This window comes from Streptomyces sp. CC224B (genome assembly GCF_030010595.1).
In the GTDB taxonomy this organism is placed as follows: domain Bacteria; phylum Actinomycetota; class Actinomycetes; order Streptomycetales; family Streptomycetaceae; genus Streptomyces; species Streptomyces longispororuber.
On record NZ_JASCXL010000082.1, the window covers coordinates 1 to 15,600 of the forward strand.

A 15,600-nucleotide genomic window follows, 5' to 3' on the forward strand; every position below is an offset into this window, starting at 1 on the left:
GCCCGATGCGGGCACGGCGGGCCCGGGGCCCCGCGCCGGGGCGGCGGGTGCCCCCGGGCAGGCGGCCCCCGGTGGCGCCGGGCCGTACCTCGACGCGCCGCCGGACCGGCCCGTCGGCGAGGGCGTCGGGGCGGTGCTGCTGAAGCGGCTCTCCACGGCCGGGCGCGACGGGGACCGGGTCTACGCCACCGTCCTCGACTGCGCGCTGCGGCACGAGCCGCGGCCGGGCTGCTTCCGGCACTCGTACTCCGCCGGGCTGCGACAGGAGACGGCCGCCGCCTCGCTGCGGGCCGCCGGGGCGGGCCCGGACACCGTCCAGTACGTCGAGTGCGCGGGGTCCTCGGTGCCCCGGGAGGCCGCCGCCGAGCGGGAGGCCCTCGCGCGGCTGCACGCGGGACGCGCGGACGGGAGCGTGGTGCTCGGGGAGGGCGACGGCCGGGCGTTCGCCCACGCGGGGCTGGCCTCCCTGGCCCGGGTCGCCCGCGCGCTGCACGAGCGGCGCTACCCGGCTCCGCGCCCGGGTGCCGGGCCGCTGCCCGGGCCGCCCTTCCGGCGGGCGCGCGCGGGCGAGGAGTGGGCGGCGCCGGGCGGGGCGCCGCGCCGGGCCGTGGTGCACGGGGCCTCCCTGACGGGGACGTTCTGCCACCTCGTCCTCGAGGAGCACCGCCGCCGCGCCCCGGCCGTGCCGCGCTCCCGCTCCCGGGGCGGGGCGCGGGCCGTGCCGGTGGCGGTGGTGGGGCTCGGCGGGCGGTTCGCGGGGGCGCCGGACGCCGCCGCGTTCTGGCGCGTCGTCCGCTCGGGCCGCACGCGCCTTGGGCCGGTGCCGCGGTCCGTGCTCGACCGGGAGCTGTACCACTCCCCCGGCGCGCTCAGCCTCACCCACACGTACGCCGACCAGGGCGGGCACGTCCCCGTGCCGGACGGGCCGCCGGAGGACCTGGCGGTCCTGGGGCCGCGGTACGCGGCGATGGACGGCGCGCAGCGGCTGGCGCTCGCCGTCGCGGCGGAGCTGTTCGCCGGGCTGCCCCGGCGGGCGCCGCTCACCGGGCGCGGCGTGGTCGCGGTCGGTACGACGCTGGGGCTGACGCGGGAGCGGCGCGCCCACGCCGAGCTGGTCCTGAGCGGCCTGGAGGACACCGTGGCGGCGCTGCCGGCGCTCGCCGGTCTTTCGTCGCTGCGCCGCAAGCGGCTGGTCGAGCGGCTGCGCGAGCGCACCGCGGGCGCCGCGGCCGAGCCGTCGCCCGCGCTGCTCGACGGCTGTCTGGCCAGCGGGGTGGCCGCGCTGCTCGCCAACGAGTACGGGCTGTGCGCGGTGCCGCTCGCGGTGGAGGCGGCCTGCGCGTCGTCGCTGGCCGCGCTGGACGTCGCGGTGGCCGCGCTGCGTGCGGGCACGGCGGACTTCGCCGTCGCCGGGGGCGTCGAACTGGCCTGCACGGCGCGGGACATGGTGCTCTGCTCGGCGCTCGGGCTGCTCTCGCACAGCAGGAACGCGCCCTTCGACGCGGCCGCCGACGGGTTCACACCGGGCGACGGCTGCGGTCTGTTCCTCCTCAAGCGGTACGACGATGCCCGCCGCGACGGCGACACGGTGCACGGGGTGATCCGCGCGGTGGGCGCGTCGAACGACGCCAAGTCGCTCATCGCGCCGGACGTCGCGGGCCAGGTGCGGGCCATGCAACGCGCCTTCGCCCAGGTCGACTTCGAGCCCTGCACGGTGGACTACCTGGAGGCGCACGGCACCGGCACCAAGGTCGGCGACCGGGTCGAGATCGCCGCCGCGGCCCGCCTCTACGCGGGCGGGCCGCGCGCGGGGGCGCTGCGCATCGGCTCGGCGAAGTCGTTCTTCGGGCACACCTTCGCGGCGGCGGGCAGCGCGGGCCTGCTGCGCACCCTGCTCGCGCTGCGCGCGGGCACCCTGCCGCCCAACGCGCTGCTGCGGACGCTGAACCCGGCGCTCGGCCTCGCCGCCATCCCGGCCGAGATCGCCACCCGGCCCGAGCCGTGGCCGCGGCCGCCGGGCAGGCCGCGGCGCGCCGCCGTCAGCTCCTTCGGCACCGGCGGCATCAACTACCACGTCCTCGTCGAGGAGGACCGTGACCAGCGCGGGCCCGCGGCCGGGGCGATCCAGGAGAAGGGGCACGGACCGCGATGAACTTCGCCTTCGACGACGAGACCGAGGACATGCGCGAGGCCGTCGAGCGGTTCGCGCGCCGCGAGCTGGGCGGCGCGCCGCCGCGGGACGGGGTGCCGGACCGGGAGGAGTTCCGCCGGCGCTGGCAGCTCGCGGGCAAGCAGGGCCTGGTCGGCAGCGTCGTACCGGAGCGCTACGGCGGCAGCGGCCTGGACGCGGTGGCGGCGGCCGCGGTCATGGAGGCGTTCGGGTACGGCTGCCCGGACACGGGCTTCGCGTTCTCCGTGGCGGCGCACCTGTTCGCCGCGCTGGTGCCAGTGGTGGAGTTCGGCACCGAGGAGCAGAAACGGCGCTGGCTGCCCGCGCTGTGCTCGGGCGAGCGGATCGCGGCGCACGCCATCACCGAGCCCGAGGCCGGTTCGGACACCCTGGGCCTGCGTACGCGGGCGGTGCGCGACGGCGACCACTACGTGCTGGAGGGGGTGAAGGCGTTCACGACGAACGCCCCGGTCGCCGACGTGTTCGTGGTGCAGGCCGCGACGGCGCCGGGCGGCGGCTTCTTCGGTCTGACCGCGTTCGTCGTGGAGGCCGGTACGCCGGGCCTCACGGTCGGTCCCCCGTACGAGAAGGTGGGGCTGCGCGGGTCGCCGACGGCCGATGTGCGGCTCGACGGGTGCGTGGTGCCCGCGACCGCCGTGCTGGGCGCGGAGGGCGCGGGTGCCGGCGTGTTCGCGGGCTCCATGAAGTGGGAGCGGACCTGTCTGTTCGCGGCCTACCTCGGCGCGATGCGACGGGTTCTGGAGTCCACGGTCGCGTACGCGGGCCGGCGCGAGCAGTTCGGGGTGCCGATCGGCGACTTCCAGGCGGTGAGCCACCGCGTCGTCGACATGACGCTGGCCGTGGAGTCGGCGCGCCTGGTGCTGTACAAGGCGGCGTGGCAGCTCGCGCGGGGGCGCGAGGACCAGGTGGCGCCCGCCCTGGCGAAGCTCGCGGTGAGCGAGGCGGCCGTCCGGGTCGGGCTCGACGCGGTGCAACTGCACGGCGCGCTCGGGGTGTTGGGCGGCGAGGCGGAGACGTTGCTGCGGGACGCGCTGCCCGCGCGGATCTTCTCCGGCACCAACGAGATCCAGCGGAACAACGTCGCGCGTGCGCTCGGCCTCGGCGGCAGCCGCCGCGGGGCCGGGCGCCGCTGAGCCGGGCCGGGGGCCCTGGGCCGTGCCGGGGCGGGGCCGCTGGGCCGGGGTGGGACGGGCCGCTGGGCCCTGGTGGTGCGGTGGCCGGGTCGCGGCCGGGTGCCGCCGGGCCGTGGCGCTGGCGACGAGGTGACAGGTCCGACGGACGGACGACGAGGGGTGGTCCTATGACGTTCATCGTTCACCGCATCCGGCTGCACGACGGGGTGGAGCCGGAGCGCTTCGAGTCCTGGGTCCGGGAGGTGGACTACGCGACCTGTCCGGAACTGCCCTCTGTGCTGGCGTTCGCCGTGCAGCGGCTCGCGCCCGCCACCGGCGGCGGGCCCGCCGAGTACTACGAGGTCGTGGAGGTGACGGGGCGGGCCGACTTCGAGCGGGACATGCGCTCGGAACCGTTCCGCCGCCTCGTCGCCGATTTCGAGAAGATGGCCTCGGTGGTGGCCGAGTGGTCCGGTGAGCGCGTGGGTCCGGGATACCGGGCGCGCGGGGCCGACGGTCGGAAAACACCGGGGCGTGCCGACCGCGGGTGAATGCGAAGGGGCGCGGCCGGGCGGCCGCGTCCCATTCCCCTTCCGGCGGCACCTCTTTTCCCTTCCCGCCGTATTCACCGCCCGGCCCTTTTGCGCACCCCCGGCCTTTCCGGGGATTCAGCCTTCCTGGCCGCGGCATTCCGCGGTCCGCCCGATGGCCGCCATCAAACCGCTTTCATAAGCAATGGCCACCGCTTGGGCGCGGGTGCCGACGCCGAGTTTCCGCAGCACGTGGTGGACATGGGATCTGACGGTCGCCATGGACACCGAGAGTTTCTCGGCGACCTCGGCGTTGGACTTGCCCTGGGCGAGCAGCAGCACGACCTCCAGCTCGCGCGGGGTGAGCCCGGCGGCCAGGCGCGCCGAGCGGGGCGAGGCGTCCGGCCGCGGCAGGTACTGGAGGCTGCGGCGGGCGGCGGCGGGCATCACCATGGTGGCGCCCGCGCTCACCGTTCTCAGTACGTGGATGAGGTCGTCGGCCGAGGAGTCCGGGGCCAGGACCGCCCGGACGCCGACGCACAGGGCCTCGACGGAGCGGTCCGCGGACTCGGCCTTGGCGATCAGCACGATCTTCGTCAGGGCGGCGAGCTCGGCGAGCTCGCGCTTGTCCTCGAAGCCGAGCGCGGGGGCCACCACGATCATGACGTGGGGCGCGTGCTCGGCGACGGCCGCGGCGGACTCGCGGCCCGTGGTGAAGCCCATGACCTCGATGTCGGGCTGCTGGTCCAGCAGCGCACGCATCGCGGCGGACATGATCGACTCGTCACAGCACACCAGGACGCGGATCTTCATGGTCGCCGCCTCACCGCATCTCGTCCGGGCGGGGACCGCCGTGCCCGTCGGCGGTCCGCGCGGTGCCACTCGTCACGGCATCACGCCCGGACGGGCCGACCGCGCCGGCCCGGTGCCGACTTCCGGCGGGTGTTCCTTGCAGCAGTTCCCCATCTCGCCGCCCCCTTGTGAATGACACGACCATGTGCCTTCGGGTACCCCTCGTCGCTGCTGCGCGCAATCGCGTCCATCTACTGTTCGATTCTGCACTTGTCCGTGCCCGCACTCTCCCCTCCCCGGTATCGAGACAGGCACGTCTGAGCGGGATATTCCGTCCGCACGGCAACAGTATGTGGGCGCACCCGGCATCCGGGCGAGCCTTATCGGAAGAAGTATGAAAATGGCTCGAAACGTCGCGGCCCGAATCTCAGATCGCTCGCAAGGCGGCTCCCGCGGAACGGCGATGCGAGCGCGGGAACGCCGGGAACTCCGTGGCCGGACGACCGATCCGACTCAGGAAGAACGCGCGTCCCTTAATGCGGAATCGATCCTCCAGAAGGCGCCGTGACACCTCGTGCTGGAGAACGGCACTGATGGGGTGCAGAACCAGCCCCTCGCCGGTCGCGGACAGCCAGTAATCAGCCACTCGCGCGCCGGCCCGGACGCCGTCGGCGAGCGTCGGCGGCCGGGTCCCGGTCAGGCTCATGACGGTCAGGGCGGGCGTCGGGCGCACGACGGCGGCGAGCTGCCGCGCCAGCAGCCGGGGGTAGCCGACGTGCCGCAGCGCCCGCATCGTCGCCGGGGCGAGCGCGATCCGCCGGGCCCGCTGGTGCGGCCACGACAGCGGTCCGAACAGTTCCCCGAGCGTGAACCCGTCCCCGCGCGCCACCGCGTCGGCCTCGCTGAACCGCAGGTACGCGTGCGTTTCGCGCCAGGCGGGGCCGTGGCTGAAGTCGCGCCCCGCGTGCCGGGCGACGAGGTCGGCCAGCGCCGCGCGGTCGGCGTCCGCGGTCAGGTGGCGTACGGCGATGCCGGACCCGCCCGCGAGGCGTTCGCTCCCCAGAGGCCCGCTCTCCAGGCGCTCGCTCCCCAGAGGCTGGCTCTCCAGGCGCTCGCTTTCCAGGGGCCAGCTGTCCACGCACTCGCTCCCCAGGGGCACGCTCTCCAGGCGCTCCAAGAGCTCCGGTGGCAGCGGCTCCGGGCGGTAGGGCGCGCGGTGGGTGCGGCGGGCCCCGGCGGTGGCGCGCAGGGTGGGCAGGTCCTCGGCGCGGGCCGCGGCCCCGGCGTCGTACCGCAGGCGGGCCACGCACAGCGGTGCCCAGGACCGGGGCCAGTCCGCCGGGCCGGGTCCTGGCCACGGCCAGGCCTCGCCCGGCTGCTCCAGGAGGCCGCCGGGTGTGAAGCGCAGCCCGTCCACGCCCCAGCCCTGCGCGGCCAGCGCCCGCAGCAGCAGCCGCCAGTACGCGCCGCAGCTCACGAGCATCTCCACGTGCAGGGCGGGCAGTGCCCGCAGCCGCCGCTGGTTGTCGAGAGCCAGCACAAGGTCGACGGAGCGGCCGGGGCGAGCGGGGTCGTCGGGCGGTCCGGCGGGACCCGCCGGGGGTGTCCGGTCGACCCGGAGGGCGGGCGGTGCCAGGGCGCGTGCGGTGGCCGCGCGCGCCGCTGTGGTCCGCGCCCACGCCGCCGCCCAGGGCTGGCAGTTGTGCGAGGACGGGCTCAGCGCGGCGATCCCGGCGGCCGCGCCGAGGGCGGTCGCGAAGTCCGCCTCCGCGGCCACCCCCCGCGCGGCCGTGGCGGACAGCCCGGTCCGGTCAGCGGTCATCGGTGTCGCTCCCCTCAACTCCACACCAGGGCAAGGCAGTAGCCGTCGACCTCGCGCGCCCAGCTGTCCAGGCGCAGCCCGTCCGCCGCCGGGGCGTGGCGGCGCAGCACCGGTCCCGCGCGCCAGGAGAAGCGGCCGTCCGGGCGCCAGGCGGTGAGCTCGACCTCACGGGTGTCGACGCGCAGGCCGAAGCCGACGTGTTTGAGCACGGCCTCCTTGCACGCCCAGCGCAGCGACAGTGGCATCACGTCGAGGGCCGGGCACCCCGGGGCCGTGGGCGTCAGCAACTCGACCAGCGGGCGCGGCACTTGGCGGGTGCGTTCGAGGTCGACGCCGACGGGGCGCGGGCCGCAGGCGGCGACGGCGAGGTCGCCCGAGTGCGTCAGGCCCACCTCGACGGGCGCGTCGACGGTGGGCTTGCCGGCGCGCATGCCGTGCGCCACCGCGCCGACCCGGACGTCGCGGGTGCGGACGCCCGTGCCGCCGTGGCGCCGCAGGTAGGCGGTGACGCCGTGCTTGACGGCGAGCCGCCCGGCCAGCCACTCCGCGCGCCGTTTGGGCACGGGCAGCTCGGCGGCGCGGGCCCGCTCCTCGGCGGTGAGGTGCCGGGCCTGGAGCGCCGCGCGGCCGGCGTCGTCGCGCGCGCGGATCCAGGCGATGGAGACGACGCAGAGGGTCAGCGGGCCCCGCGCGTGCGTGACGCGCAGGGGGCGTGCCGGGTCCAGGGCGACGCTCTCGTCCAGGCCGGGCGCCGGGGTGCGTACGAGCAGGGCCATGGGGTCAGCGGTCCACGGGCGGCGGCAGCAGGAACGGGTAGGTGCGCCGCCTGACCTTGCGATGCCAGAACCGGTCGGCGGCGCGCAGGCGCTGGATCAGCTCCCACATCCGGGCGTCCTCGCGGTAGTACGCGGCGACCTCGGCGGCGGTGAGCGGCGTGGCGAGGCGGGCGTTGGCCTCGTCAAGGAAGGCGGGCACGAGCGCGCCGAGGCGTTCCTTGTGGAGGTTGCCGAGGAAGTCGAGGAGGACCCCGCGCGGGGCGTAGAACTTGTCGAAGATCGACTTGCTCATGGCGAGCCGCACGGGGGTGCGCAGCAGCCACGGCAGCGAGGTGAAGAACAGGCGCACGTCGAGGCGTTCGCGGCCGCGGGCGTCGCGCAGCAGCGGCGTGGTGACGTCGAGGTAGGTCAGCGTGCCGTCGGTGTCGACCCAGTTGGAGGCCTGCGCGTCCAGGCCGACGGCGGGGTCGGCGGCCGCGAACACGAGGTCGAGGAAGCGGCTGAAGAAGGTCTTCGCCCACACCTCGTCCTCCGTGTGCAGCAGCCGGGAGCACAGCCGCTCGGCCGGCAGTTCGCGCTGGACGCAGTACGCGACGACGCTGCCGCCGGGGCCGCGGGTGTGCCACACCTCCGTGGGCGCGACGGTGAGGCCGCGGTCGGCGAGGCGGTGCAGGTACGCGTCGAGGCAGGCCCGGTAGCGGTCGAAGCGGGCCGGGTCGGGGAAGGCGGGCAGGCGTTTGCAGGCGTAGGAGCCGGAGGCGGTGCGCAACCGCAGGACGAGGGTGATCTCGCCGTGGCCGAGGACGTCCAGGGCGCTGTCGTCGGCGGTGCGCAGCGCGTGCCGTACGCGCCGTTCCAGGTCGGCGAGTTCGGCCTGCGGGACCTCGAAGGTCATGGTGTCCGGTCCTCCCTCTTCGGGCCTTGCCGGCCTTGTGGGCCTCTCGGGTGGGGCGGGTGCGGCCGTGCCCGGCGTCGGCGGCGTGCCGGTGGCGGGCCTGGGCCCCGGGCGCGGGCCTGCGGTCACGCCTGCGTCACCACCAGGACGGCGTTCTGGCCGCCGAAGCCGAAGGAGTTGCTGACGGCCACCTCCAGGGGCCGCTCGCGCGGGGCACCGGTGACGACGTCGAGGTCGACGTCGGGGTCCTGGTGGTGGAGGTTGGCGGTGGGCGGCACCGTGGCGTGCTGCACGGCGAGGACGGTGAGCGCGGCCTCGATCGCCCCGGCCGCGCCGAGGGTGTGGCCGAGGACGCCCTTGGCGGAGGTGACGGCGGCACCCGTGCCGAGGAACTTCCGCACCACGGCGGCCTCCACCGCGTCGTTGAGGGGCGTGGCCGTGCCGTGCGCGTTGACGTGGTCGACCTCGTCGGGCACCACGCCCGCCCGGGCGAGGGCCGTGCGCAGCGCATGCAGCACGCCGGTGCCCCGGGGGTCGGGTGCCGTCAGGTGGTGGGCATCGGCCGACGCGCCGTACCCGGCGAGACGGGCGCGCGCGGTGGCGCCCCGTGCGCGGGCGTCGGCCGCGCGCTCCAGGACGAGCATGCCGCTGCCCTCGCCGATGACGAAGCCGTCCCGGTCCCGGTCGAACGGCCGCGAGGCGGCGGCCGGTTCGGCGCACCGCCGCGACAGCGCGCCCATCTGCGCGAAGCCCGTGACCATCAGCGGTGTCACGCCGGCCTCGCCGCCGCCCGCGACGACGACGTCGCAACTGCCGTCGCGCAGGAGCTGGAGCGCGGTGCCGAGGGCGGTGGCACCGGACGCGCAGGCCGTCGCGGTGACGAGGTTCGGCCCGGTGGCCCGCAGGTCCATCGCCAGGTGCCCGGCCACCATGTTCGGTACGAGCATGGGGATGAGCAGCGCCGACACGGCCTTGGGCCCGTCGTCGAGCAGGCGCCGGTGCTGCGCCTCCCAGGTGGTGACGCCGCCGAGGCCGCAGCCGACGACGACGCCGACGCGGGCGCCGTCCCAGGTCTGCGGGTCCAGTCCGCTGTCGGCGACGGCCTCGCGCGCGGCGGCGACGGAGAGCTGCGTGAACCGGTCCTGCGTGAGCGCGCTGCGCCGCCCCACGTGGTGCCGGGGCGAGAACCCCGGCACCGTGCAGGAGATGTCGACGGGCAGCCCCGCGAGCGCCGGGTCGGTCGCCGCGGCGGACTCGCCCCGGCACACCCCCGCCCAGGTGGCCTCCGCGCCGATCCCCGCGGCGGTCACGAGCCCCACCCCGGTCACCGCCACGGCGTCGCGCTCGGGGGACGCGGCGCCGGTGAGGAGGTCCGGGGTGGGGCGGGTGGTGGCCGTGGTGGCGCCCGGCGCGCGGGGGCCGTGGTCGGGCCCCGCCTCAGGGGCGTCGCCGTACCGCGGCGCGGGCGGCGTCATCGCCGCACCGCGCGGTCGTCGTAGCCGCCGCGGTCGTCGTAGCCGTCACGGCCGTCGTAGCCGCCGCGGTCGTCGTGGTCGTCGCGGTCGTCGTACCGGATGGGCTGCCCGGTCGGGACGGCTGGCTTGGTGTGCGTCGCGGCGGCGTGCGTCGCGTGCACGCGCGTCACCGCGACGTGCGTCACGTCGGTGTGCCTCGTTCCGGCGTGCCTCGTTCCGCTGCACCTGGTGCCGGTGCACCTCGTGCCGGTGTACGTCACGGCGGTCTGCGTCGCGCTCATCGGATGCGCCCCACCTCTCGGTCGCTCGGTCGCTCGGCTGGTCGCTCGCTCGGTCGGTCGGCCGGGTCTGCCGCTCGGTCGGCCGGGTCTGCGCCACGGCATCCCCCCACGTCGCGGTCCCGGGCGTCCGCCGGGACGTGGCGCCCGGCATCCCGGCGGACGCCCGGCCCGGGGCACCCCACGCCCCGGACACCCGGGCGGAGACCCGCTCGGTCGCCCCGGTCGAGTCTGCGGGCCGTGGCTGACCGGGCACCGCGCCCGTCGCTGACGGCTCGCTGACCGCGCCGGTCCGGGGCGCCGCGTGCCGGGCCCGGCGGGCGCGATCAGCGAGCGGTCAGTGAGCCGTCAGCACGCGTGACCGCGTTCGGTCAGCCCGCCCCGTAAGACTCGACGCCAGCACGGCCGCCTGCCGTCGGCGTACCGGACGAGACCGACGAGACCGAGGAGCACGCGTGAGCACACTCCCGCCGAGCCATCCACCGCCGCCCCGGGCCGCCGTCCTGACCGGGGTCGGCGGGTGCCTGCCGCCCACCGCCGTCACGAACGACGAACTCGCCGAGCGCCTGGACAGCTCCGACGCGTGGATCCGCTCGCGCACGGGCATCCGGCAGCGGTACGTCGCCTCGCCCGGCACCGCCACCTCCGACCTGGCCGTCGGCGCGGGCGCCAAGGCCCTCAAGTCGTCGGGCACCCCGGACGTGGACGCCGTCCTGCTCGCCACCACCACGCCCGACCGCCCGTGCCCGGCCACGGCCCCGGCCGTGGCGGCGCGGCTGGGCCTGACGGGGGTGGCCGCCCTCGACGTGTCCGCGGTGTGCACGGGGTTCGTGTACGCGCTCGCCGGTGCCGCCGGGCTCATCGCGGCCGGGGCTGCGGACCGCGTCCTGGTGATCGGCGCGGAGACCTTCTCCACGCTGCTCGACCCGGACGACCGGTCCACGGCCGTCATCTTCGGCGACGGCGCGGGCGCGGTGGTCCTGCGCGCGGGCGACGCCGCCGAGCCGGGCGCGCTCGGCCCGTTCGACCTCGGCAGCGACGGCGGCCGCGAGGAGCTGATCACGGTGGCCGCGGGCGGCTCGCGCCAGCGCCTGTCCGGCGTGGAACCCGGGGCCCGCGACCGGTACTTCGCGATGGACGGCAAGGAGGTGTTCCGGCACGCGGTGCGGCGCATGTCCGCGTCGGCGCGCTCCGTCCTCGGCCGGGCCGGCTGGCGCGCCGAGGACGTGGACCACCTGGTCGGCCACCAGGCCAACCTGCGCATCACCCACCACGTGGCCGACGCGGTCGGCATCCCCCGGCGGCGCTGCTTCAGCAACATCGCCGAGGTCGGCAACACGGCCGCCGCCTCCATCCCGCTCGCCCTCGACCAGGCGCACGCGGACGGCGTCCTGACACCGGGCGGGCGCGTGCTGCTGACCGCGTTCGGCGGCGGCCTGACCTGGGGTTCGACGGTACTGACCTGGCCGCGGCTGGACCGCGCCTGACGGCCCGGAGCACGGCGAAGACAAGGGAGAACCGCATGAGCGCGACGTACGACAGGCTGGTCGGCCTGCTGGTCGACCGTTTCGAGGTGGACCGCGCGGAGATCGGTCCCGACACCACGTTCGAGGACCTCGACATGGACTCGCTGTTCCTGGTCGAGCTGCTCCTGGTGATCCAGGCCGAGTTCGGGGCCGACCTGGCGGAGGACGCGGCGTCGCCGGGCGACCCGATCACCGCGGTCGCCGACCTGATCGACCGCCACGGCGCCGCGGCGGCGCCCGTACCGACGGCACCCGTGCCCGCGGCGGCACCCGTGCCCGCGGCGGCGCCCGTACCCGCGGCACCGGCCGTGTCGGCAACCGGAGAGCGAGCCTAGGACGCCCATGAGCACCCAGCAGTCGATCATCAACTACATCGCCGACGTGTGGCTCGACGGCGACGCCGAGGGCCTCGACGCCCAGCTTCCCATCGCCGAGCTGAACATCATCGACTCGGCCGGGATCTTCGACCTCGTGCACTACCTCCAGAGCGACTTCCGCGTCACCGTGCCGCTCCGGGAGATCTCCCCGGCGAACTTCCGGACCGTCGACGCGATCGCCGCGCTCGTGGAGCGGCTGCGGGCCGCGGACAAGGCCGGCGGGGAGGCCCTGCGATGACCAGTGTGCACCGGCAGGTCGTGGACATCGTGGCCTCGCGGACGCTGTACGACGAGTCGTACCTGCTGCCCGAGAGCCACTTCGAGGCCGAGCTCGGCATCGACTCGGTCGTCCTGGAGTCGATCCTCGCGGCGGTGCGGGAGCAGTTCGCGCTGCGGGCCGCGCTGCCGCCCGGGCTCGCGACGATCCGGGAGTTGGTGGAGGCGGTCGAGGAGGCGCTGGCGGGCGCGGTGCCGCCCGCCGCCGCGCCGCCGCCGGAGCGGACCGGCGACCCGCTCACCGAGGCCGTCGTACGGGCCGCGATGCGGCACACCCAGTACACCCGTGAGCAACTCCCGCTGGACGCGGACTTCGAGGGCGAGCTGGGCGTCGACTCGGTGGTGCTCGTGTCGGTCGTCGCGGACTGCGCCCGCGACCTCGGCCTGCCCGAGGACCTCGCGGGCACGGTCACGGCGCCGTCGCTGCGCGCCCTGGTCGCCGCGCTGCGCCCGTACCTGACGGGCGGCGACGCCCCGCCCGGGCGAGAGGGCGTCGGAGCGGCCGACGGCACCCCGGCGGGCGAGGCGGACGAGGCGAGCGAGGCGGGCGGGGCGGCCGACGGCTGGGACGGCCGGTCCATGAAGGACTTCGTGGAGCAGCGGGACCCCGACCTGTTCGCCAAGGCCCGCGGCTTCCGGTCGTACCTGCGCGGCCGTGAGGCCGAGCACCTCTACTGGTACGGCATGCCGCTGCACTCCCGGTGCGGCAACCGGGCGCTCATCCTCGACGAACTGACGGGCCGCAAGCGCGAGTTCCTGATGTTCGCGTCCAACAACTACCTGGGGCTCGCCAACCACCCGAAGGTCGTCGAGGCGGTCTGCGAGGCCACCCGTACGTTCGGCGCCACCCACACCGGATCGCGCTTCATCGGCGGCACCAACATGCTGCACAAGGAGCTGGAGCGGCGCCTGGCCGCGTTCAAGGGGCGCCCGGCGTGCATCGTCTTCCCCGGCGGGTACGCCGCCAACCTCGGCACCCTCTCGGCCCTGGTGAAGAGCTACGACACGCTGGTCGTCGACAAGCTCAACCACATGAGCATCGTCGACGGCGCCCGGCTCTCCGGCGCCGCCCGCAGGATCTACCGGCACAACGACATGGCCGACCTGGAGAGCGTCCTGCGGCGGTGCGACGACCGCGCGGGCCGCCTGATCGTCACCGACGGCGTGTTCAGCATGCACGGGGACATCTGCGACCTGCCCCGGATCGTGCGCCTGGCCGCGGAGTACGGCGCCCGCGTCCTGGTCGACGACGCGCACGCCACCGGGGTGCTCGGCGCGCGCGGCACCGGCACCGCCGAGCACTTCGGCCTCAAGGGCGAGGTCGACCTGGAGCTCGGCACCATGAGCAAGGCCCTCGCGGGCATGGGCGGCTTCGTCGTCGGCGAGCCGGAGGTCATCGAGTACCTGCGCTTCTACGCGGGCTCGTACGTGTTCGCCGCGAACATCCCCGCGGGTGTCGCCGCCGGGCTCATCGCCGCGCTCGACGTCATCGAGGCGGAGCCGGGGCGCGTCGCCCGGCTGTGGTCCAACATCCGCTTCCTGCACCGCCAGCTCGTCGACGCGGGCTTCGACCTGGAGAACACCGAGAGCGCCATCCTGCCGCTCGTCGTCGGCGACGAGCGCCGGGCCCTGGAGCTGGGCCGGGCGGTGCGGGCCCGCGGCCTGTTCTGCCAGACGGTGGTGTTCCCCGGGGTGCCGCTCGGCGACGCGCGGCTGCGGGTCAGCGTCACCTGCGAGCACACCCGGGAGGACCTGGAGACCGCCGCGGGCGTCCTCGTCGAGGCCGCCCGCGAGGTCGGCGTCCTGCCGTCGGCGGGGTGAGCGCGATGACGACCGGGACCGGGACCGGGGCCGCGCGCACCGCCGGCGCGGCGCGGGCCGGGGCGGACGCCCGCGCCGCGCTGTCCGACGTCGCCCTGATCCGCAAGCCGTGGCCGCCGACCGCCGAGCAGCTCGCGCGCCCCGCCCTCGTGGGGCCGCGGCCGCGCACGTACGGCGAGTTCGCGGCGCACGTCGCGGCCGTCGCCTCGGGCCTGCTCGGGCTCGGCGCGGCGGTCGGCGACCGGGTGGCGATCTGGTCGGACAAGCAGCCGCGCTACGCGGAGGCGATCCTCGCCGCCCTGCACGCGGGCTGCGCGTACGTCCCGCTCGACGGCGGCCAGCCGGTGGCCCGCGTGGAGACGATCCTCGCGGACGCCGAACCCGTCGCCCTGTTCACCGACCGCCACCGGCTCACGCTGCTCGATCCGCGCCGGCTCCCCGCGTCCGTACGGGTGATCGTGCTGATGGACGAGGACGGCGGGAGCGGAATGGACCGCGGGGAGGGCGGTGTTGTCGGGGGCGTGCCGCCCGGGGTGCCCGTGTGCGGCTGGGCGGGCTTCAGCTCGGGTGCCGCCGGGCACGTCGTGCTGCTCCCGGCGCTGGAGCGCGACGACCTCGCCGCGATCCTGTACACCTCCGGCTCGACCGGCACGCCCAAGGGGGTGCGGATCAGCTACCGGAACCTGGCTGCCTTCATCCGCTGGGCCCGCGACGAACTGGCCGTCGGCCCCGGTGACGTCTTCGCGGGCCATGCCTCGTTCAACTTCGACCTGTCCACGTTCGACCTGTTCACCGCCTTGTCCGTGGGCGCGGCGCTGTGGATCGTGCCCGACGAGCAGGCCCGCGACGTGGGCGCGCTCGCCGCGGGCATCCGCGAGCACGGCGTCACCGTCTGGTACTCGGTGCCGTCGGTGCTCCACCTGCTCACCGTGTCCGGCGCCCTCACCCCCGACGCCGTACGGAGCCTGCGGTACGTGCTGTTCGCGGGCGAGGTGTTCCCGATGCCGCAGGTGCGGGCGCTGGCGGCGCTGCTCCCCGGCGACGTGGGGCTCTACAACCTGTACGGGCCCACGGAGACCAACGTGTGCACCTACCACCGCGTCACCCGCGCCGACCTGTCCCGGCACGAGCCCGTGCCCATCGGCACGCCGCTGCCGGGCGCCACGGTGTCCGTCGTCGACGACAGCGGCCGCGTCGTGACCGGCCCGGACGCGTTCGGCGAACTCGTCGTCGAGGGCGACTGCGTCACGCCCGGCTACTGGCACCGTGACGCCGAGCCCGCGTCGGCCGGGCACCGCCAGGGCCGCCACGCCACCGGCGACCTGGTGAGCCGCGAGGGCGCGGACCTCGTCTACCGGGGCCGCAAGGACCGCATGGTCAAGCTCGCCGGGCACCGGGTGGAGCTCGGTGAGATCGAGGCCGCGGTGGTGCGCCACCCCGGCATCGCGCAGGCCGCCGCCGTCGTCGCCGCGTCCCGCGACGGCGAGCCCGGCGTCGCCGTGTACTACACGCTCAACGGCCGCACCCCGCGCCCGGGCCTCATCGAGCTGAAGCGGCACTGCGCCCGGCACCTGCCGCGCTACATGCTGCCGCGCACCGCCACCTGCCTCGACGAACTGCCGCGCAACGCCAACGGCAAGACCGACTACCACCGCCTGGGCGGTGCCGCGCCCGAGCCCGCCCACCACCGCCCGCGGGCCGTGCCCGGCACCTGACCGGCGACCGACGG

The 15,600-nt window shown here is 75.9% G+C and carries 14 protein-coding genes; 8 read left to right on the forward strand and 6 right to left on the reverse strand.

Annotation, left to right across the window (positions count from 1 at the left end):
• The 3 genes from QK440_RS28380 to QK440_RS28390 all read left to right on the forward strand — a co-directional run.
• Positions 1-2,152: polyketide synthase (locus QK440_RS28380; protein ID WP_282796072.1), on the forward strand; the 2,152-nt coding region annotated here is incomplete at its 5' end.
• Positions 2,149-3,324 (forward strand): L-prolyl-[peptidyl-carrier protein] dehydrogenase, encoded by a 1,176-nt coding sequence (gene redW / locus QK440_RS28385; RefSeq protein WP_282796073.1) that lies wholly within the window; start codon positions 2,149-2,151, stop codon positions 3,322-3,324. The genes QK440_RS28380 and redW, both read left to right, overlap by 4 nt.
• Positions 3,325-3,491: 167 nt before the next feature.
• Positions 3,492-3,854, forward strand: coding sequence for a RedY protein (locus tag QK440_RS28390; protein WP_282796074.1), 363 nt, complete (start codon positions 3,492-3,494; stop codon positions 3,852-3,854).
• A 117-nt stretch (positions 3,855-3,971) separates the two neighbouring features.
• On the opposite strand, the gene QK440_RS28395 is transcribed toward QK440_RS28390, so the two are convergent.
• From QK440_RS28395 to QK440_RS28420, 6 genes are all read right to left on the reverse strand, one after another.
• A complete protein-coding gene (locus QK440_RS28395; RefSeq protein ID WP_282796075.1) occupies positions 3,972-4,646 on the reverse strand; it encodes a response regulator transcription factor in 675 nt (224 codons plus the stop codon).
• A 406-nt stretch (positions 4,647-5,052) separates the two neighbouring features.
• Positions 5,053-6,447, reverse strand: a complete 1,395-nt coding sequence (locus tag QK440_RS28400) for a RedV protein (RefSeq protein WP_282796076.1) — start codon at positions 6,445-6,447, stop codon at positions 5,053-5,055.
• A 14-nt stretch (positions 6,448-6,461) separates the two neighbouring features.
• The gene (locus QK440_RS28405) at positions 6,462-7,223 is read right to left on the reverse strand and encodes a hypothetical protein (RefSeq protein ID WP_282796077.1); all 762 of its coding nucleotides are present in this window, start codon (positions 7,221-7,223) and stop codon (positions 6,462-6,464) included.
• Between the two features lie 4 nt (positions 7,224-7,227).
• Positions 7,228-8,118 carry a DUF6206 family protein gene (locus QK440_RS28410; protein WP_282796078.1) on the reverse strand — a complete coding sequence of 297 codons (891 nt, stop codon included), beginning with the start codon at positions 8,116-8,118 and terminating at the stop codon, positions 7,228-7,230.
• Between the two features lie 125 nt (positions 8,119-8,243).
• Complete coding sequence (locus tag QK440_RS28415; RefSeq protein WP_282796079.1) at positions 8,244-9,593, reverse strand: beta-ketoacyl-[acyl-carrier-protein] synthase family protein; 1,350 nt, start codon at positions 9,591-9,593, stop codon at positions 8,244-8,246.
• Positions 9,590-9,874, reverse strand: coding sequence for a hypothetical protein (locus QK440_RS28420; protein WP_282796080.1), 285 nt, complete (start codon positions 9,872-9,874; stop codon positions 9,590-9,592). Before QK440_RS28420 ends, QK440_RS28415 begins: the two co-directional genes overlap by 4 nt.
• Before the next feature lie 452 nt (positions 9,875-10,326).
• Here QK440_RS28420 and QK440_RS28425 point away from each other — a divergent pair, with 452 nt between their 5' ends.
• From QK440_RS28425 to QK440_RS28445, 5 genes are read left to right on the forward strand one after another with little or no spacing between them, the layout of a single operon-like run.
• Complete coding sequence (locus QK440_RS28425; protein WP_282796081.1) at positions 10,327-11,358, forward strand: beta-ketoacyl-ACP synthase III; 1,032 nt, start codon at positions 10,327-10,329, stop codon at positions 11,356-11,358.
• 35 nt (positions 11,359-11,393) lie between these two features.
• Positions 11,394-11,732 (forward strand): phosphopantetheine-binding protein, encoded by a 339-nt coding sequence (locus tag QK440_RS28430; protein WP_282796082.1) that lies wholly within the window; start codon positions 11,394-11,396, stop codon positions 11,730-11,732.
• A 7-nt stretch (positions 11,733-11,739) separates the two neighbouring features.
• Positions 11,740-12,012: an acyl carrier protein gene (locus QK440_RS28435; protein ID WP_282796083.1), complete on the forward strand. Its 273-nt coding sequence runs from the start codon at positions 11,740-11,742 to the stop codon at positions 12,010-12,012.
• Positions 12,009-13,871, forward strand: coding sequence for an aminotransferase class I/II-fold pyridoxal phosphate-dependent enzyme (locus QK440_RS28440; RefSeq protein WP_282796084.1), 1,863 nt, complete (start codon positions 12,009-12,011; stop codon positions 13,869-13,871). The genes QK440_RS28435 and QK440_RS28440 overlap by 4 nt, the downstream gene beginning before the upstream one ends.
• Before the next feature lie 5 nt (positions 13,872-13,876).
• On the forward strand, positions 13,877-15,586 hold the full coding sequence (locus QK440_RS28445; protein WP_282796085.1) for an amino acid adenylation domain-containing protein: 1,710 nt from the start codon (positions 13,877-13,879) through the stop codon (positions 15,584-15,586).
• Positions 15,587-15,600: the final 14 nt, after the last annotated feature.